Raw genomic sequence first — 17822 nt, 5'->3', positions numbered from 1 at the left:
ACGCTCAAACCAATTATAGCTTAACGTTTTCCCATTGTCCATAATCAACATAACATCACTAAGTAATTATATTGAGTACATCTTTTCTATATAATCTTCAAATAACTTACGTTTAATCAATCTCTTGCTACCACACCAGATTACGAAACGGCAATTTTTGTCGTTAGTCAATTCTCTTAATTTGTTAATGCCAATACCAAAATATGCGGATGCTTCTTCTAACGTAAGGTTTGATTTTTCCCATATAGGAACTTCTTTTGCCATAAAATCACTCCTTCACTAACTTAGCACTAATCATTAAAAAGGAACATCTTTCAAATCATCCATTTCAACAAATCCAGCTTTATTTCCTAATGCACGTTGCTTCAAATTATCATAATCTATATATTCGCTTGCAGGTATTGAAAAAGTTTTATAATCAGCATCCTCTTTATAATGATAAACAATAATGTCCAATCTTCTTAATAACTGATCTATCTTATCCCGATTTCTTCTGTCATTTTCAACCATCGAAGAATACACTTCATCTGGGGGAAATATAGATGTAATAATGCAAGTTGTCCATAAATTATATGTATTGGCATATCTACAATGTGTTTGAGTTCTGCTGTATTTATCCAGAATAGTTAATAGCTGTCCATACCTCATATTCCCTTTAAATTCATCAAGAAATATAATTGGCGGTGCACCCTGCTCAATATAGAAATCAAATCCACCATTTTCAAAATCTGTTGTCATATAAACTTTTTCTGTCGAATATTCCTCACATAATTGATAATAATAATATGTCTTTCCACTCCCCGAATTTCCAACATGCCATTCGTTATGTACATCTTTTATCAATGGCGTTTCCTTTAATCGTCTATCGATATATGCAGATTTAATCATTTTCTCATATTTACGATACCGAAATGATGTATTAAATATTTCCTCTGGCGTCAATTTATCATTTAATAATGCTTCAATTTCATCCAGATCATTTCTTTTTCCCTGTTTATCCTGTATTACATCTAATCCCTTTGTACATAAAACTTGTTCTCCCTTTTCTTCATATTTGCCCTCTTTTAACAAATATGATCTCAAAGAATCTTTACCACCCAATTGCGGTTCTATATGCGTCTTAAACAAAATATCTGACACTTTTTTCAATGTCGTTGTATTTCCATAGCAAGCTATATGTGCATGATAGCAACCATCCAAAGAAACACATACAGCAATACCTGCTTTCCTTCCTTTTCCGCTATCTTCCCATAATTCTATAAATTTATCTGCAAGATATTCTGGATTTTCATATTCCTCTTTTTTAAGCCCTGAATACTTTTATCAATATCACAGTTAGGAAACAACATAGTTGCACTTTCTGTTGAAATAGTTGAACCCATAAACATCTTTATTCCAAATTGTTCTCGAATTGCAGTATCTAAAACCTTACTATTAAACTGTTGCGAAACAAAAAATAATCTATAACCAAAACTTCTTCCCATAAATGCAATATGGCTAATCTTTGCCATCAATTCCTTAAATTCTTTATTGTCCTTACTTAATGCATAGCTACTAAATTCATCAAAAATAAGATATTGCTCTGATTTGCTTTTTTGCTCAATCGTTTCTACAAAAGAGTTATAAAAAGTATCTAGTAATTTATCACAATTCTTGTATTCCGCATAGTTGGAACTAATACTATCCCAATCCCCACCTGCTTTGAAATCGCATATACTGATAGACTTATGTTCAGACAAAAGTTGATTTACAATCATTTGTGCTAATATAGTCTTTCCACCGCCAGTTATCCCAGATAACAGTATATGTGGCACCTTATCTGTATCCCAGAAAAATGGTGCTTTTACACCATTTTTCCAGGATTCCATACTGTATCCTAGCTTAAGCAACATGTCGTAACTCTGCTTCTAATTCATCATCACGTAAAATGCCACCAGATTTATCAGTTGTTTTTTGTCGCACTGTCTGACGATACGCATTTTCAAACGGCTGTTTGTCACATTCCCATTCTGCATAACATAGAAATACATGTACATAATCACTACCAACTGAATAGTGTGCAAATGTCTTCCAATTTAGCTCATGATATACCAAATATTCTCTGAATTTTATAATTAGCAACCGCACGAGCTCCTGCAATTCTGCTTCTTCTAATTCATGATCTGGAACAAATTGAATGCCAACAACGGGAACAGTTCTGAACAACTTATTTACTAATTGTATTTCAAATCCTGTTTTAGCATAAGGCTTTGTAACAATCTTCATATCATTAGATAGCGTAAAATCAAATGCATGTCTTTTCTGTGGTTCAACAAAAATCGCTTCAACAAACTTTTTGACATCCTGCTTTAATGCTATAGTAACACCTGCTATATCATAATCAAGATGTATCAGCTTCTCAATTGTCATACCTAGTTCTACTAAGCAGATCAAAAATATAATTAATTCAATCATCTCATTTACCTCATTTCTTTAAGGGGCATGCCAACAATATTTGTTAACATGCTCTAATTATCAGTTACTTAAGAATGTCGATTCTCTTAATAGGCTGGAATGTTCCCTTTGCTGTCGAGATTGCTTTATCGTAAAGAATATCGATATCCATGCCAATCTTTAATCCAGAACAATCAACGTCGCCCACATATATTGAATCGCATTTAACGCCAGCACATGCTCTTCCTGCTTCTGCGTTAGAATAATATGAGTTGTAATTATCTGTGACTTGCAATGTTGTATTCCTAAAACCATTTGCGTTAGTCGTATAATTTAATCCCACTAGATGCATAACATTATTTTCCTTTCTTTGATGGCGTCCCACCTCGTACTCGCTTGCTGTACTTACATTAAAACATACTATTTTTAACTGGTAGAGCATTATTATTCTAAAATAATGTCTTACACTTTTTTATAGATGCTTATTTGGTTATTTTATACGCTCTTTACTTTTTAGTCTATTTCTTGTATAATTCAACTAAAATTTAAAAAGCTTTTTCTTGTGTTATAAAAACGTAAAGGAGTTTTTTATGTACAAACTAAACTTTACACTCTCATTAAATACATTTACTAAGCTTAATCGCTATGCATCATCTTTAAATCTTCCCATTCAAACAATAATTAGATTTTTATTAACTGAACAATTACATTCATTTGAATTTGATAATCAATACTTCAAAGCCAATTATGAGAAATGTAAATTCAAAAAAACTTTTGGCACTTTAGATTCTTATGGTAAAGAAAAGATACCAAAAAGATATTCCATGGAAGTCGCTGAATACATCTATAACGGCATCCATGAAATAAAGAAGATATATGAAACCAAAACTAATATTGTTATAAACAATCTTCTTCATATTGCGATAACAGATAAGCTAGCTTCATTTGATATAGCATGTTCTTCCGAACATAAAAACATATTTCCTAATACGAAACAATACGCTATACCACTTTCCGAACAATTCACATACCGCTTGCAAGATATTTCAAAAATAACTGGCATAAAAACTAATCAACTTATATCATTAATTATTGGTAACTATCTAATTGAGCATTTTTCAGAGTACGATGATAACTTTTATATAAGTAATTCTGGAAAAACTTATACCGGTATTTGGTAATTTATACAATAAAAAAGGAACCGAAATTTTGATCGGTTCCCTTCTCTACCTTTGAAGAAAGGTGTTTTTGGTGTCTTTTTAAATAAAACTTACAGCGAAGCCTCGCCTCGTACATAATCACAAATTCGTAAACCTTTCCACAATCTAAGGGCAAGGTTCCATTTTTTTAGTTGTCTGCAAGGTCAAAGGTATAATATTCTTTTCCCCTTCGCTCATTGGTTCTTTTTTCGTTGCCATATAAATAGCCTCTTATGATAATTTGATTTTACCATAGGAGGCTATTTAACATTCTATTTAAGTAAGTATCTATACACTCTTCTCCCCTAGCTCTATATCTATTGTGTTTTCCAACATATCTCTTTGAAATACACGCTCAAGTTTGCGAATCTCTATCAGCAATCATGTGACGTATTGTCTGTAGATTTATTGTATTCACCGAGGGATAATTTATTTACAAATATCTATGTGAGGTGATTACATGAACTTATTACATATTTTTGCCACAAATGTAACTTTGTATAGGAAAAAAGGGAACTTATCACAGGAGAAACTTGCTGAGCTTGCTGGTTTACACCGTACCTATATCAGCAGCGTTGAAAGAGAAAAGCGCAATATTTCCATTGATAATATTCAAGCTATTGCCGAGGCTCTCGAAGTTGAGCCTTATAAACTATTTATAGAAAGGGATGAAGAAAATGTATTCTGAAATGCGTGAACTTTTATTTGAAAACTATAATAGAGCCCGTTCATACTTTATCGAAAACCCAGACCAATTAATATCAATCGAACAGTATTGCACAGGGCTCGTCAATAATATCATTATTGATAATTACGACGAAATCGAGAAAGACTACAATGAAGCATCTTACTTGAATGCATTCTGGGCAAATTATCCACCTGATGACAGGGGCAGGCAACCCGTAGGCGACCAGATTCCGTGGATAGAAGTTGGAGAGCACGCTGTTGGACATAAATTAGGTCGAATAATCGGCGCTCAATACTGTGTCTCAGAAATCGGATTACCGTCTGGTGCCGACAATAGGTTTGTTTTGTATTCTGATACCATTTCTCAGATAACCCAAGGATTTACTAATTGTGCTTTCTTTTTTTTAGATATTAAATCTGTTGGTCCAAGAGACAATTTTGACCACACTGTTATCTCTCCTTACCAAGTATCAGGTGATGGTATCTGGGCTGAACCAATGGAGAATATGATAAATTCAACTATGATTGCTCAGGGTAGGCGCGCTACACATTCATTTTACCCCGCCATATCTCCAATGTACCCCCTTACCAATGGTAATGTGGCACCAACTATTCATTTATTTGTAAAACCAGTATATAGCATGCCAACTCTGTCCGCTAGTAGTGCGACGGGCCAGCCGCTTGAAAGCATAAAAAATATCTGTGTTCCAAACGGCCTACTTCTTACCGAAAATCCAAACTATTTAGAGGACTATCCAGGATTATTCTTCCCTGGAAAAGATGATAAATCAAAAGACCCTCGAAAAATTCGTGTTCGAGTTTCATTCTCACTCTTAGATAAAATTGCGTCATGGAGAGTAGAAGAATTCAAGCGCTAGTAATTCCTAATCTTCTGATTCTGCAGTTCCATAATTGCATAATTCCTGTGTACCTTGCGAAATAAATTCCTCAATGTTTTTTTTCGCAAGTTGCACATATTTTTTTTCTTTATCAATACCTATATAATGGCGCTTTTCCATCATTGCTGCTATCGCAGAAGTCCCGCTACCCATAAAACAATCAAGCACTGTATCTCCCTTATCGGTCAATAACTTAATTACCCTTCTTGGAAGTTCTATTGGAAATTTTGCTTCATGATCGTCGTTTCGCTGTACAGACCGAATGTTCCATACTGCCCGACTTCCCCATTCACCCCACTCTTCCTTAGCCAGTCTTTTTCTATCTACCTTTGTAATTCCCGGTTTCCAAAAAATATATACATATTCAAACTCATCAACTGCACGATACGAATTTGTTGTCCAGTTACTATTTGCCCATGCAGCATCTTTAACCCAAATCCTTCTATCATATGGATATATTCCTACTTCAAGCGCCATTTTCTCTAGCATTCCACCCACTATTTTCACTCTAGTTTGTGCATTATATTTTCCACCTCGTATATTATTTCCATGGAGCCTTCTATCTACTGTCTGTTCACTACAACCGAGTAATTTTGCTAATTGATATCGATTGTAATCAGGATGCTCCGAAGCTGCTTTTTTTACATCTTCTTCAGTAATTTTACATTTACGCATACTAATATTATTCGCTTGAATACGCGGCATATCCTCATCTGAAAAACATAATATATCACCGATATTTATAGCCAAAAAACCACCCGGTTTTAAAATATTTACATGATTTCTAATTACACACTCTAGCATTTCTGTCCACTCTTCATATGTTTGACCGCTTTCATAGCTCTTTCCGACATGGTAAGGCGGTGACCAAACACTTAATGCTATAGATTCTGGTTCTATCTGAAGCATAAGTTTCTCTGCAGCTCCTAGGTATATTTCATCTATACTCAAGTAATTCATTATATACCCCTCTCATTATTTATTGTTTTCACAGAACTCTTCATTTTTCTCATTTTCTGCAATGACTTTTGATGCTTCTAATAACGCTGTTCTTCTAATAAATTCACTATATGAAGCGTATGCTTCCAGTCTAGCCGCCTGCTTCAATTTATCTAATTCTTCTTCACTAACTCTAATACTCATAGAAATTGTTTTATTCATAATTAAAGCCCTTCTACAAACAAATATACTTTTAATGTGCTACATTTACAATACATTTCTCCACGGAATTTGCCAAAAAAAGAATCTCCTGTTTCCAAGAGATTCTATTTGAACGTGTTCTCTTTATTTTAGTCGTAAATTGGTCGTAATTTTTGGTTTTCAATCTCCAAAACCTTTGAAAATACTAAGTTTATTTATCGATCGGTTTCATCGTCGGGAATAGAATAATATCTCGAATAGAAGGTGCATCTGTAATCAGCATGATGACTCTATCGATGCCTATTCCAAGCCCGCCCGTTGGAGGAAGACCGACTTCAAGCGCATTAACAAAATCTTCATCCATTGGATGCGCTTCTTCATCTTCTCCTGTATCAAGCTGTGATTGCTGTTCTTTAAATCGTTCATACTGATCGATTGGGTCATTTAACTCAGAGAATGCATTGGCGATTTCCCAGCCGTTTACATAAGCCTCAAATCTTCTAGTGATTCTTGGATCTTCAGGGTCTCTTTTAGCAAGTGGTGAAATCTCAACCGGATGTCCAACAATAAATACCGGACCATCAAGATATCCCGGAACATCCTCACAGTAATTTTCAAACATTTCGGCAAGAATCTTTCCTCTTGTCCACTTATTTGCTTCATCCTTATCCATACCATAAGCGATTGCAGCATTTCTTGCCTCTTCATCAGTAACGATGGTAGCAAAGTCAACGCCTGTAATTTCCTTTACCGCGTCAGCCATATTTAATCTTCTCCATGGTGGAGTTAAGTCAAAGGTCTTTCCTTGATAATTGATAACCATACTTCCGGTAGCCGCTAAAGCTGCTTTCGAAACAACCTGTTCCGTCACATCCATTGTGCTTTCCATGTTGCCATATGCCATGTAACATTCCATGGAAGTAAATTCAGGATTATGGTTTCTATCCATTCCTTCGTTTCGGAACATCTTGCCCATTTCATACACTCGATCCAATCCGCCAACGACTAACCTCTTTAAGAATAGCTCATTGGAAATACGCATCTTCATGTCTAGGTCAAGGGTGTTGTGGTGCGTATCAAACGGCCTGGCATTTGCTCCACCGGCAATAGTGGTTAAAATAGGGGTGTCCACTTCTAGGTATCCATAGTCCTCTTCCAATACTCTTTTGATTTCATGGATAATCTTGGAACGCATGATAAAGGTATTCTTTACCTCAGGATTTACGATGAGATCAACATATCTCTGTCGATATCGCTGATCCTGATCCTTTAACCCGTGGAACTTGTTCGGAAGAACCTGCAACGACTTTGAGAGCAGTACCAATTTTACAACCTTGATAGAAATCTCTCCATGTCTTGTTTTGAAAACTTCGCCTTCTATTCCAACGATGTCACCTATGTCATAGGTTAAGAATATCTCGTATTCTTCCGGTGTAATGCCATCCTGTCTGATGTAACACTGGATTCTTCCCTGCTTATCCTGAATATCAATAAAAGAAGCTTTTCCCATATGTCTGTTTGCCATGATTCTTCCGGCACAAGACACCTGTTTGCCTTCCATTTCCTCAAAATTTTCTTTGATGTCCATACTATAAGCATCGACGTCCCAAGTTTCTACTAGAAACGGATTTCTTCCCATTTCTTGTAACTTCTTAAGCTTTTCTCTTCGAATCATCCGCTGCTCATTTAGCTGCACTTCAGAAAGTTCTTCTTCCACCTCTGGATTTACGTTTATATTTTCTTCTATACTCATGTTGTACCTCTTTTTATCTTTTGTCTACTTGTATATATCTAAAATTTCGTAGTGAAGAATTCCGTCCGGAACCTGAATTTCAACAATTTCTCCAAGCTTCTTTCCAAGCAAAGCAGAACCTACTGCTGATTCGTTTGAAATCTTCCCTTCAAATGGATCCGCTTCAGTCGAACCTACAATAATGTATTCCGATTCGTTCCCAGTTTCTTGTACTTTTACTTTTACCTTCAGTCCCACGTTCACGTGGTCTCTAGGCATATCATTTTCATCTATTATCTTAGCCCTACGTATCATTGTTTCAAGCTTGTGGATTCTTTCTTCCAATTCTGCCTGCTCATTTTTAGCAGCATCGTACTCAGAGTTTTCTGAGATGTCTCCATAAGAAATGGCTTCCTTTAATCGTTCTGAAACTTCCTTTCTTTTTACAGAAACTAGGTCCTCATGCTCTGCTACAATTTTGTCATAGCCTTCTTTGGTAAGCAATATTTCTTCTGCCATATTTCCAATCTCCTTTCGACCTATATGTCGTATCGTAATATTATAAACTGCAACCAGCTAAAAGTCAAGAATTCCCATATCTTAGCCGTCTATTTGCAGTTGTTATCAAATGCGTTGTCAGCATCCATTGATGCTATCGTTCTAATGTTTCCAAAAGTGTTTTCATTTCTTCAAAACTTTTTTTCTGATTGATGTCCGCTCGAATATGAGCCGAACCTTTGATTCCTTTCAGATACCAGGCTATATGCTTTCGCATTTCACGTACCGCAATGTATTCTCCTTTTTCTTCTAACACATAATTGCAGTGTTTATAGATGATCTCCAGTCTTTCTTGGATGGTAGGCGGAAGCGGTTTTTCCCTGCCTTCCCAGAGGGCCACAGCTTCTCTGAATATCCATGGATTTCCTTGAGCTCCCCGCGCGATCATCACCATATCACAGCCGGTTTGTTCCATCATATTCAATGCATCTTCCCCACTGAAAATGTCTCCGTTTCCGATGACCGGAATTTGAACAGCTTCTTTAACTTTTCCAATCATGGACCAATCCGCTCTTCCTGTATAATACTGCTCCCGTGTTCTGCCGTGCACCGTTATAGCAGAAGCGCCTGCCGCTTCTGCTGTTTTGGCAACCTCCACCGCATTGATGGAACGCTCATCAAATCCGATTCTGATTTTAACCGTAACCGGTTTTTGGGTTTCCGCCACCGTACGTTCGATAATGTGATAAATCAAATCAGGATTTTTCAACAATGCAGATCCCTCGCCGTTCTTCACGATCTTAGGCACCGGACATCCCATATTGATATCTAAAATGACATTGGGGCGCTCCTCCAACGTTCTTGCAGTATAGGCCATGATATCCGGCTCACTGCCAAAAATCTGATACGCCACCGGCTGTTCATCTTCATACGTTTTCAAAAGACCGTCCGTATTCTTATCCTTATAATAAAGTCCTTTTCCGCTGACCATTTCCGTATAAACAAGAGCGGCACCCATTTCCTTGCAAATTCTTCTGAACGAGGAATCGGTCACACCAGCCAAAGGGGCCAGCAAGAAAGGATTATCAAGCTTTACATTTCCTATTGAACAGACTCTCACTTTTTAATTCTTCGCCTTTCTTTTGCACGAATGTGCTACTTACTCTTATGTCCTTTATTTTTTTCATATATTAATTCAAGTCCTTCCAAGGTCAACATCTTGTCCACATGATCGATACAATCAATACCCTGCTCAATCAGCGTAGCTAAACCGCCGGTCGCTACAACAGTAGCCGCTTTACCGGTTTTTGATGCTGCCTCCACTTCTTTTTTCATCTTTTTAGCAATGTATTCCACCATGCCCATATGCCCATACACTAACCCGGATTGCATGCTCTCAATTGTGTTTTTACAAATCACATGACCCGGTTCTTCCAGTTCTACCTTCGGAAGTTTTGCCGTCTTTTCAAAAAGTGCATCCGAAGCAATTTTAACGCCCGGTGCAATGGTTCCGCCCAAGTATTCTGCATTCTCTGAAATAGCACAAAATGTAGTGGCCGTTCCAAAGTCGATGATCACAAGCGGTCCGCCGTATTTAGCATATGCCGCCACGGCGTTTACTATTCGGTCTGCACCTACTTGTTTTGGATTATCATATTTAATAATCAATCCGGTTTTTATACCAGGCCCTATTACAATGGCCCTTTTATTAAAGTATTTCATCGAGAGATGCTGCAACGTATAGAGTACGGAAGGTACAACCGTCGATATAATAACATCCTTTACTTCCTTGGTATCTAGACCTACATAGGTAAATAGTTGGTTGATTACCATACCGTATTCGTCAGCACTCTTATTGTTATCCGTTTCCAATCGCCAACTTTCAATCAATTTTCCTTCTTTAAATACTCCTAAAACAATGTTGGTATTTCCTACGTCAAATGCAAGTAGCATGCTTTTTCTCCTTCGTTGTTAGTCCGGCTGCAACATTTAAAATTGCTCGCCATGGCTTTCATGATAATTTTCAACTAGAATAGTATACCCGTAAAACTGCTAACTTTCAAGGAAAATGAACAGTAATATCCATGAAAGTTCCTTATTTATCTTATAAATCGCCTCTTCTTTCATAAATCTCAAAGAGGCGATCTATTATAAACCTGCTCTTGTTTTCTAGTGATTACAGTAAAGCAAGGCTTCCATCCAATGCATCCAGTAAAATCTGATACTTATTTTCTGTCTCATCCGCACAATGAACAACATAAAACTTCTTGTAGAACGCTTCTTCCGATTTCTTTGTAATTTGAGGGGTGCGGAGTATTTTAGATTTGTTCAAATAATAATTAAATACAAAGTCATGACCGATTTTATTGAGGGCATCATCCGACAGATTGCATCGCAACATGTTTTCTTCCTCCGTATAGATGTTCTCAAAGAAAGGTGACCCTTGCGCCAGTGCCGGTCTTCCGTATACCATATCGATGCTGCAGTCTACATATCGATTTAATTTACTGAGCCGCCCGAAGCTTGAAGCCAGCTTTAGGTGATATCTCCTTAAGGTATACGGATAGTAGATTTCATCCACCGCTATAATCTTTATATTGGAATCGTATTTTTCGAGAATGTTCTTCGCCGTTTCTGAGGTCAATTCTCCTCTGATTGTTTTAATTTCTACCATAACATTGAAGTTCTTTCATTAAATTTGATTCTTTTAGTTGTAAGAACTGGGACACTGCTCTGCTTTCCGTCGCCAGCTGTTTGGAAGAAGCCATCTGAATCTTTGGAGACACATTTGCCATTTTCTTACCAGGAATCCGATCCATTAAATCTAAAATTTCTTTTGTAGGTTTCTTGCCGAAATGACTGCCGATGTACATGGCAAGAGACGACACGATTACTCCTGCAAAAAACGGATGCATAGCCGTTACTGTCTCCAAATTAGCCGCGGTCCATATAAAAGCAGTTCCTCCGCCCAAAATCATGGATGCACAAGACCCTGTCGCATTTGCTTTCTTCCACCATACTGCACATACATAACTTGGCAGGAAAGCACTTGCCATCACACCAAAAGCAAAAACAACTAGTGCAAATACGCCCGGAGGCTGGACAATAGCAATGGTAATCCCTACAATTCCAACTCCAATAATGGCCGCTCTTGATACGAAAATGACTTGATGATCTGTCGCGGTTGGCTTCAGCCACCTTTTATAAATATCAATAGATACTAAAGTACCCACTAATAACAATAGCGCGGCAACAGTGCTCATGATAGCAGACATGATGGCTGTAAGAACAATCGCAGAAATGATTCCCGGGAACATCATATTTGCCAGTTCAGGAATGACCATCTCCGGGTCAGCAAGCTTAGGCAGCAGAACAATTCCGCAGAGACCTAAGATATAAGGAGAGAAACAGAAAAGCTGCGTCCAAATCGTTGCATAAACGATAGTCCCCTTTGCGGTTTTCGGACTCTCCATCGCCATATGCTTATTGACGCAATGAGGCAATCCCATGTATCCGATCAAGTAAATCAATATGGCTCCCGCTATGACACCGTAGGCCCCTTCATACTGCAAATCTTTGCCCCAGATACTTAGATAGGTCGGATCAATGGCATGAAGCCTTGCATTTAATCCACCAAGGCCGCCTAGTTTTATCAGGGATAAAGCCAGAACGGAAATCATTGCGCCAACCATAATCAAGCCCTGTATTACATCGGTCCATGCAACGGCAAAATATCCGCCGATAAAGGTGTATATCAAGATGACCGTAACACCGATAATAACACCCGGCGCAAACGGAAAATCAAATAAACTAACTAAAGTTTTACCCGCAGAAAGGAATTGGGCAAGGACATAGCCGCTTAATCCGAAGATAGCAATAATGCAAGCGATTACTTTAACCGGGATAGATTGATACCTCTTTTCCAGGTATTCAATCGGAGAAATACAGTCGAGAAGCTGCGAAAGTCTTCTCATTCTTCTTCCCAATACCGTAATATTGACAAGACCTCCACCTGCATCGCCGACTGCATAAAATACGGCGAACCAACCCGCTGCATACGCCATGGCAGGTCCGCCCATAAACATAAAACCGCTCATGGCAGTTGTTTGAAGCGTCAATGCGGTAACAAACGGGCCCATTGCTCTTCCACCAAGCATATAGTCTTCGGATTTCTTTGATCGTTTATTCCAAAAAATGCCCATGCCGATCATGCCGACGAAATAACCTATTAATACAACAACTTCAATCCTCATGAATGTCCCTCCCCCTTTCTGCTTTTTATGCCCTTTTCAAATTCACTATCATCAATCAAAGCGTCCTGCTTTGACATAACGATATATATAACAATCGCACTCGTTATAAAGATAACCGGCCAACTGAGGAATGCCAAAAAAGTCCACATTGGCATACCAAATAACATCATAAAATCACCTTCCTCCACATGAATAGTTTCTCGGCCAATTGATTGATTTTTCAGAAAACTCATCGAACTACGCTTTCATTATATGTCTGTTTTCTTGCTGTTATTTGTGATTTTATGAATTTAGAAACAACTTTGCTCGGCTTTAATAATCCTTTCCCCATTAAAACCTTCATGTATTGCTACATGCTTCACCTTTTTTGTTTGTTAATGCAAAATACAAAAAAAATAAGAGCAGGTTAAACCTGCTCTTCATCATACACAACAGTATTATTGCATGATTGGCTTGCATCATTGAATCATTTAATGGTTACGAGAATATCCCCCGAGTTTACGGAATCGCCTTTAGCAATCTGCACCGTATCAATCGTTCCAGCACTAGGAGCCGGTATTTCATTCTCCATCTTCATTGCTTCTAAGATTAATAAAATGTCTCCGGCCTTTACGACTTGCCCTGCGGTAACTTTAACATCTAAAATGGTTCCGGGCATTGGCGAAGTAACGGTTTGCGCACCCGCCGAAGGGGCCGCTGCCGATGATGATACAGGTTCTGCTGCCTTGGCTGCCGGTGTAGGTACCGGTGCCGCCACTGGTGCCGGAGAAGGTACAGCAGTTTGTATAGAAGCCGGGGCCGGTGCAACTGCCGTTGCCGCTGCGTCTGCGACCTCCTCCACTTCTACCGCATAAATCGTTCCGTTCACATTAATATTATATTTTTTCATACCTTTGTCTCCTCTTTTTAATAGGTTCAGTCAAGCATCAAGGAATCCATCCCATGAGCGACTTCATCACTATAAAATTAATTAAAATTTTCTAGTTTTGATACAGTCTACCGTGCCTGCATTTGCCCATGCAGAGGCCTGACTCTTTACTCTGGTAATTTTGCGTACCACCAGTTTTCCCGTTCCTCTGTCTGCTCCTTCATACGCAGCAATAGCCGCCGTAATCACCGCAACCAGCTGTTCGTCCGCTTGAACGGAATCTGCAGCCTGACCTGTAAGAAATGCTGCCGTTGCATTGACACCATCAGTCGGTGCACCAGTCGTTTCGGTTGCAGTAGCTGCAACCACTTTGTTCATCCATCCAATAGTACCCCAAAGCAACGTCAATACAACAAAAGTAATACCCATGCCCATGAATGTAGTAATCAGGGCGCCTGTTGCTTTTTCACCTGACGTAAGGGTATCAATCAATGCCGGGTCCGCAAATTTTTCCATCAATGACATCTTACCACCTCCTATAATGGAATATTTCCATGTTTCTTAGCCGGTAATGATTGTCGCTTTGAACTCAACATATCAAATCCACTGATAATTCTTTGTCTAGCCGTTGCAGGCTCAATAATATCATCTACATAACCCATTTCAGCTGCTTTATATGGATTATTGAATTTTTCTTCATATTCCGCTATCTTTTCTTCCCGCTTTGCAATAGGATCGGAAGCTTCCTTAATCTCGTTTTTAAATACGATATTTGCGGCTCCCGCTGCACCCATAACGGCAATTTGAGCGCTAGGCCATGCCATGACCAAATCGGAACCCAATTCCTTGTTGCACATGCCGATATAGGCTCCGCCATACGCTTTTCTTAAAATCATGGTGATTTTAGGAACCGTTGCTTCACAATAGGCATAAAGCATCTTGGCTCCATGCCGGATAATTCCGCCTAGCTCCTGGTCTTTCCCAGGTAAGAAACCCGGAACATCTTCTACTGTAAGCAATGGAATATTAAACGCATCACATCTTCGAATAAACCTCGCTGCCTTATCCGATGCATTGATATCCAGACATCCTGCTCCAACCTTCGGCTGGTTGGCAATCACCCCTACGGTATTTCCGTCCAGTCTGATAAAGCAAGTGATGATGTTCTGCGCATAATGAGGCATCACATCATAAATCTTGCCCTCGTCTGCAATTTTCGTAATAATCTCGTACATATCATAGGCTTTATTTGGATTCTCCGGAATGATCTCATTGAACTCCGGAATCAGTCGATTCGGATTGTCTTTTGTTTCATAAGTCGGCGCCTTCTCCAGATTATTGGAAGGCATATAGGAGATCAGTTCCCTCACCTGTAATAGGGTATCTTCATCGTCTTTTCCGATAAAATGTGCTACACCGCTGATGGTGTTATGCGTCATCGCCCCTCCGAGAGCTTCTGCTGAAATATCTTCTCCGGTTACGGTTTTAATAACCTGCGGACCAGTAATAAACATTTGACTTGTTTTGTCAACCATGAAAATAAAATCTGTAATAGCCGGTGAATAAACAGCACCTCCAGCACAAGGCCCCAAAATCACTGAGATCTGAGGAATCACTCCGGAAGAAATCGTATTATTATAGAAAATCTTACCGAATCCCGAAAGGGCATTTACGCCTTCTTGAATTCTGGCCCCACCTGAATCATTCAGGCCAACGATAGGGGCGCCCATCTTAAGTGCCATGCCCTGCACTTTGACAATTTTTTCGGCATGATATTCACCAAGAGACCCTCCTAAAACGGTAAAGTCCTGTGCATAAGCAAAAACAAGCCTACCGTCGACAGTACCGTAACCAGTTACAACACCATCTCCAAGTGCTTTCTTGTCAGCCATGTCAAAGTTGGTGCATCTGTGGGATACAAACACATCCATTTCTACAAAGCTGCCTTTGTCAAACAATATGTCTAATCTTTCTCTCGCAGTAAGCTTTCCGCTCGCATGCTGAGCGTCAATCCTTTTCTGCCCACCCCCTAAAGCAATTTCTGCTTTAAGCTGGCGCAACTGGTCAAGCTTATTCATATATATTCCCTCCTTAAGTAGTTAGAGCCTTTGTTAAATTTTTATCAGTACGGTATTCACCAGAATCAATATATCCCAAAATCTGCATTTTTGCAAGAATTTTTGAAGAGGGTATATTATTCTTTATAGTATATGTAACCAGTACCTTTCTTTATTTCTCTAAGTTTTTAAGACTCTGTTAAAACGTAATCATTCTTCTTGCAGCATGACTGCAATTATCCATGATTTTTTCTCTTCTCTATGATTATTATAATGAAAAATTTCTTCTATCATTCTACCTATCATCTCTTTTGGACACAAAAATGGGGATATTCGTTAAATCAGGATCGCGCCCTGATTTTGTACGTAATTCCCCATACAAGTCTATTTGTATAATGGTCTATTGAGAAATCTATGGCGGTCATCCTAGCGCACAACCCGTTCCAGCCTTTTCAGCGCCAAAGCGATAGTCAACCCCGGTATGACACGGTTGCCTGTAATTTCAACATCCAGAACTTCATTTATTTTCTTTAACCTATACTGTACAGTGTTTGTATGTATTCCCATAAACTCTGATGTCTTCGCACTGTTCATGCCGGCGTCCAATACAAAGGTCTCCAAGGTTTCAAGCAATTGTCTTCCTTTGTTTTCCTTTGCTTCCTTAAACGGTTCAAGAAGTTCCATATAATTCTTTTTCACATATCCGCCCTGAAGCTGAATATTGATGCAATTGCTGACAAGTGCCAGCTCATACTTCGTAAATACACGTTTATACGGAAATACATTCTGCACAAAGGACCATGATTCACTAATTAAGCGATACGCATCTGCCGCCCCTTCAATCCCATCCAAGCCTGTTACATGGAAAATCCGAACGGTTTTTTCTTCTTTCAATTTATTAAAAAGACTGATGCAGCTCGCACGCTTTACTGACAGAAGTTCTTCTCCCTGAGGTCTTGTATTCATAATCATACCGTAGGTTTCTTCCCCTTCAGTAATTTTCATAATCCCCAGGTCATGTTCTTTTTCAAATTTGGATAAAATCTTAAAACCGTCTCCTTGCTCGATACCTCGCGCAAAGAATACGCTTAAAAGTGATTCTCCGTTAATCCCGGCTTCTTCTTTTAAGGTATAGGCCAAGCTTTTATTTCCGCGTCGCAGAGCCTTAATAAATTCTGCTCTTGCATCACGTTCCGGTGTATACTTCCACATGCCCATAGCCAGTTCAATAATCTCTGCCAATTTCGTGATTTCTCCTGCTGAGTACGAATCTTCGTTATCGACAATAAACATAAAATGCTTTTCCCCGTTGATCATAACAGGTCCCCAGTAGGTCAGCACGCCATTGACATCAATCATGGTATAGACGGCCGATTTTTCTACATCCCGTTCTCTTCCAAGACTGATAGCATCTTGAATAGTCGCTTTATGCCGGGTTTCTATGGAAAGAATCGGGTTAAAATCTTCGCTTAAAATGATAAGCTGGAAATCATTATTAATCGCAGCTTCTCTTACAGCTGCCTGGAAATTACTATGTTTTTCAAAGTTCAAAAGATGAAAGATGGTATTGCTTATCAGACGATTTCCGAAGTTGTCCCCATATAGCATATTCTCCATAAACTGCTTAATGACGTCTGCGTATTTTATATCTTTGTTATTCGGCATGACAAGAATAGGCAATCCAACTCGATCTGCAGTCATCAAAAGCTCTTTACTTAAGGCAGGAACCACAGTACCCACATAAAACAATACCAGTGCTGCCGTGCCGCCTTCCGCTAATGTTCTCACAATATCAATTTGTCTGTTTTCATCATCTTTCACATTGAAAAATGCAGAAAGTATCAATTCCCCCTCATGGGTCAGATAACTTCTTATTTCATTTAAGTCTGCTGACTCAAGCACAGAAACAGACTTTACCCTGCCTGAAAGGTTTTTAGTCCCTGCTACTACTTTTGCATCCTTAAAGACTTCTAAGCTTAGGCAATCTTTTACCGTCACTTTCATATATTCATCCCCTTTGCTTGCATTATTTCCACTGCATACCGCAGTGGAAATA

The 17822-nt window shown here is 38.7% G+C and carries 21 protein-coding genes; 3 read left to right on the top strand and 18 right to left on the bottom strand.

The window, feature by feature from the left end:
* Nucleotides 1–66: 66 nt before the first annotated feature.
* The 5 genes from JYB65_RS13660 to JYB65_RS13640 form a co-directional block, all read right to left on the bottom strand.
* Complete coding sequence (locus tag JYB65_RS13660) at nt 67–264, bottom strand: excisionase (protein ID WP_206583250.1); 198 nt, start codon at nt 262–264, stop codon at nt 67–69.
* 33 nt (nt 265–297) lie between these two features.
* Nucleotides 298–1149: a hypothetical protein gene (locus tag JYB65_RS13655; protein WP_206583249.1), complete on the bottom strand. Its 852-nt coding sequence runs from the start codon at nt 1147–1149 to the stop codon at nt 298–300.
* 107 nt (nt 1150–1256) lie between these two features.
* Nucleotides 1257–1868 (bottom strand): P-loop NTPase family protein, encoded by a 612-nt coding sequence (locus JYB65_RS13650; protein ID WP_206583248.1) that lies wholly within the window; start codon nt 1866–1868, stop codon nt 1257–1259.
* A gap of 13 nt (nt 1869–1881) precedes the next feature.
* Entirely contained in the window at nt 1882–2454 is a 573-nt protein-coding gene (locus JYB65_RS13645; RefSeq protein ID WP_206583247.1) for a hypothetical protein, read from the bottom strand.
* 64 nt (nt 2455–2518) lie between these two features.
* On the bottom strand, nt 2519–2785 hold the full coding sequence (locus tag JYB65_RS13640; RefSeq protein WP_206583246.1) for a hypothetical protein: 267 nt from the start codon (nt 2783–2785) through the stop codon (nt 2519–2521).
* A gap of 238 nt (nt 2786–3023) precedes the next feature.
* Here JYB65_RS13640 and JYB65_RS13635 point away from each other — a divergent pair, with 238 nt between their 5' ends.
* The 3 genes from JYB65_RS13635 (at nt 3024) to JYB65_RS13625 (ending at nt 5197) form a co-directional block, all read left to right on the top strand.
* The gene (locus JYB65_RS13635) at nt 3024–3614 is read left to right on the top strand and encodes a hypothetical protein (RefSeq protein WP_206583245.1); all 591 of its coding nucleotides are present in this window, start codon (nt 3024–3026) and stop codon (nt 3612–3614) included.
* Nucleotides 3615–4092: 478 nt separating this feature from the next.
* Nucleotides 4093–4320, top strand: coding sequence for a helix-turn-helix domain-containing protein (locus JYB65_RS13630; RefSeq protein WP_206583244.1), 228 nt, complete (start codon nt 4093–4095; stop codon nt 4318–4320).
* Nucleotides 4310–5197, top strand: a complete 888-nt coding sequence (locus tag JYB65_RS13625) for a BglI family type II restriction endonuclease (RefSeq protein WP_206583243.1) — start codon at nt 4310–4312, stop codon at nt 5195–5197. Before JYB65_RS13630 ends, JYB65_RS13625 begins: the two co-directional genes overlap by 11 nt.
* Before the next feature lie 6 nt (nt 5198–5203).
* Here the strand turns inward: JYB65_RS13625 and JYB65_RS13620 are convergent, their stop codons facing one another.
* From JYB65_RS13620 to JYB65_RS13560, 13 genes are all read right to left on the bottom strand, one after another.
* The gene (locus JYB65_RS13620; protein ID WP_206583242.1) at nt 5204–6178 is read right to left on the bottom strand and encodes a DNA-methyltransferase; all 975 of its coding nucleotides are present in this window, start codon (nt 6176–6178) and stop codon (nt 5204–5206) included.
* Nucleotides 6179–6193: 15 nt separating this feature from the next.
* On the bottom strand, nt 6194–6379 hold the full coding sequence (locus JYB65_RS13615) for a plasmid mobilization protein (RefSeq protein WP_206583241.1): 186 nt from the start codon (nt 6377–6379) through the stop codon (nt 6194–6196).
* Between the two features lie 190 nt (nt 6380–6569).
* Nucleotides 6570–8111, bottom strand: a complete 1542-nt coding sequence (gene lysS / locus JYB65_RS13610; RefSeq protein WP_206583240.1) for a lysine--tRNA ligase — start codon at nt 8109–8111, stop codon at nt 6570–6572.
* Nucleotides 8112–8135: 24 nt separating this feature from the next.
* Nucleotides 8136–8609 carry a transcription elongation factor GreA gene (gene greA, locus JYB65_RS13605; protein WP_206583239.1) on the bottom strand — a complete coding sequence of 158 codons (474 nt, stop codon included), beginning with the start codon at nt 8607–8609 and terminating at the stop codon, nt 8136–8138.
* Between the two features lie 133 nt (nt 8610–8742).
* A complete protein-coding gene (gene dusB, locus JYB65_RS13600; protein ID WP_206583238.1) occupies nt 8743–9708 on the bottom strand; it encodes a tRNA dihydrouridine synthase DusB in 966 nt (321 codons plus the stop codon).
* Between the two features lie 35 nt (nt 9709–9743).
* The gene (locus JYB65_RS13595) at nt 9744–10541 is read right to left on the bottom strand and encodes a type III pantothenate kinase (protein ID WP_206583237.1); all 798 of its coding nucleotides are present in this window, start codon (nt 10539–10541) and stop codon (nt 9744–9746) included.
* A gap of 223 nt (nt 10542–10764) precedes the next feature.
* Nucleotides 10765–11262, bottom strand: a complete 498-nt coding sequence (locus JYB65_RS13590; protein ID WP_206583236.1) for a BTB/POZ domain-containing protein — start codon at nt 11260–11262, stop codon at nt 10765–10767.
* Nucleotides 11249–12841, bottom strand: a complete 1593-nt coding sequence (locus JYB65_RS13585; protein ID WP_206583235.1) for a sodium/proline symporter — start codon at nt 12839–12841, stop codon at nt 11249–11251. Before JYB65_RS13585 ends, JYB65_RS13590 begins: the two co-directional genes overlap by 14 nt.
* The gene (locus JYB65_RS13580; protein WP_206583234.1) at nt 12838–13011 is read right to left on the bottom strand and encodes a hypothetical protein; all 174 of its coding nucleotides are present in this window, start codon (nt 13009–13011) and stop codon (nt 12838–12840) included. The genes JYB65_RS13585 and JYB65_RS13580 overlap by 4 nt, the downstream gene beginning before the upstream one ends.
* A gap of 296 nt (nt 13012–13307) precedes the next feature.
* On the bottom strand, nt 13308–13730 hold the full coding sequence (locus tag JYB65_RS13575) for a biotin/lipoyl-containing protein (protein WP_206583233.1): 423 nt from the start codon (nt 13728–13730) through the stop codon (nt 13308–13310).
* Between the two features lie 81 nt (nt 13731–13811).
* The gene (locus JYB65_RS13570) at nt 13812–14234 is read right to left on the bottom strand and encodes an OadG family protein (protein ID WP_206583232.1); all 423 of its coding nucleotides are present in this window, start codon (nt 14232–14234) and stop codon (nt 13812–13814) included.
* Nucleotides 14235–14245: 11 nt separating this feature from the next.
* On the bottom strand, nt 14246–15787 hold the full coding sequence (locus tag JYB65_RS13565; RefSeq protein ID WP_206583231.1) for an acyl-CoA carboxylase subunit beta: 1542 nt from the start codon (nt 15785–15787) through the stop codon (nt 14246–14248).
* A gap of 405 nt (nt 15788–16192) precedes the next feature.
* Complete coding sequence (locus JYB65_RS13560) at nt 16193–17770, bottom strand: PucR family transcriptional regulator (protein ID WP_206583230.1); 1578 nt, start codon at nt 17768–17770, stop codon at nt 16193–16195.
* Nucleotides 17771–17822 lie beyond the last annotated feature (52 nt).

This window comes from Clostridium aminobutyricum (assembly GCF_017255415.1).
In the GTDB taxonomy this organism is placed as follows: domain Bacteria; phylum Bacillota; class Clostridia; order Peptostreptococcales; family Anaerovoracaceae; genus Aminipila; species Aminipila aminobutyrica.
Note: the sequence above shows the minus strand (reverse complement) of the source record. Positions and strands in the feature narration are given on the sequence as shown.

Coding starts and splice junctions, on each gene's coding strand:
- JYB65_RS13660 (WP_206583250.1), bottom strand. CDS start 264: ATGGCAAAAGAAGTTCCTATATGGGAAAAATCAAACCTTACGTTAGAA.
- JYB65_RS13650 (WP_206583248.1), bottom strand. CDS start 1,868: ATGGAATCCTGGAAAAATGGTGTAAAAGCACCATTTTTCTGGGATACA.
- JYB65_RS13645 (WP_206583247.1), bottom strand. CDS start 2,454: ATGATTGAATTAATTATATTTTTGATCTGCTTAGTAGAACTAGGTATG.
- JYB65_RS13640 (WP_206583246.1), bottom strand. CDS start 2,785: ATGCATCTAGTGGGATTAAATTATACGACTAACGCAAATGGTTTTAGG.
- JYB65_RS13635 (WP_206583245.1), top strand. CDS start 3,024: ATGTACAAACTAAACTTTACACTCTCATTAAATACATTTACTAAGCTT.
- JYB65_RS13630 (WP_206583244.1), top strand. CDS start 4,093: ATGAACTTATTACATATTTTTGCCACAAATGTAACTTTGTATAGGAAA.
- JYB65_RS13625 (WP_206583243.1), top strand. CDS start 4,310: ATGTATTCTGAAATGCGTGAACTTTTATTTGAAAACTATAATAGAGCC.
- JYB65_RS13620 (WP_206583242.1), bottom strand. CDS start 6,178: ATGAATTACTTGAGTATAGATGAAATATACCTAGGAGCTGCAGAGAAA.
- JYB65_RS13615 (WP_206583241.1), bottom strand. CDS start 6,379: ATGAATAAAACAATTTCTATGAGTATTAGAGTTAGTGAAGAAGAATTA.
- lysS (WP_206583240.1), bottom strand. CDS start 8,111: ATGAGTATAGAAGAAAATATAAACGTAAATCCAGAGGTGGAAGAAGAA.
- greA (WP_206583239.1), bottom strand. CDS start 8,609: ATGGCAGAAGAAATATTGCTTACCAAAGAAGGCTATGACAAAATTGTA.
- JYB65_RS13595 (WP_206583237.1), bottom strand. CDS start 10,541: ATGCTACTTGCATTTGACGTAGGAAATACCAACATTGTTTTAGGAGTA.
- JYB65_RS13590 (WP_206583236.1), bottom strand. CDS start 11,262: ATGGTAGAAATTAAAACAATCAGAGGAGAATTGACCTCAGAAACGGCG.
- JYB65_RS13585 (WP_206583235.1), bottom strand. CDS start 12,841: ATGAGGATTGAAGTTGTTGTATTAATAGGTTATTTCGTCGGCATGATC.
- JYB65_RS13580 (WP_206583234.1), bottom strand. CDS start 13,011: ATGATGTTATTTGGTATGCCAATGTGGACTTTTTTGGCATTCCTCAGT.
- JYB65_RS13575 (WP_206583233.1), bottom strand. CDS start 13,730: ATGAAAAAATATAATATTAATGTGAACGGAACGATTTATGCGGTAGAA.
- JYB65_RS13570 (WP_206583232.1), bottom strand. CDS start 14,234: ATGTCATTGATGGAAAAATTTGCGGACCCGGCATTGATTGATACCCTT.
- JYB65_RS13565 (WP_206583231.1), bottom strand. CDS start 15,787: ATGAATAAGCTTGACCAGTTGCGCCAGCTTAAAGCAGAAATTGCTTTA.
- JYB65_RS13560 (WP_206583230.1), bottom strand. CDS start 17,770: ATGAAAGTGACGGTAAAAGATTGCCTAAGCTTAGAAGTCTTTAAGGAT.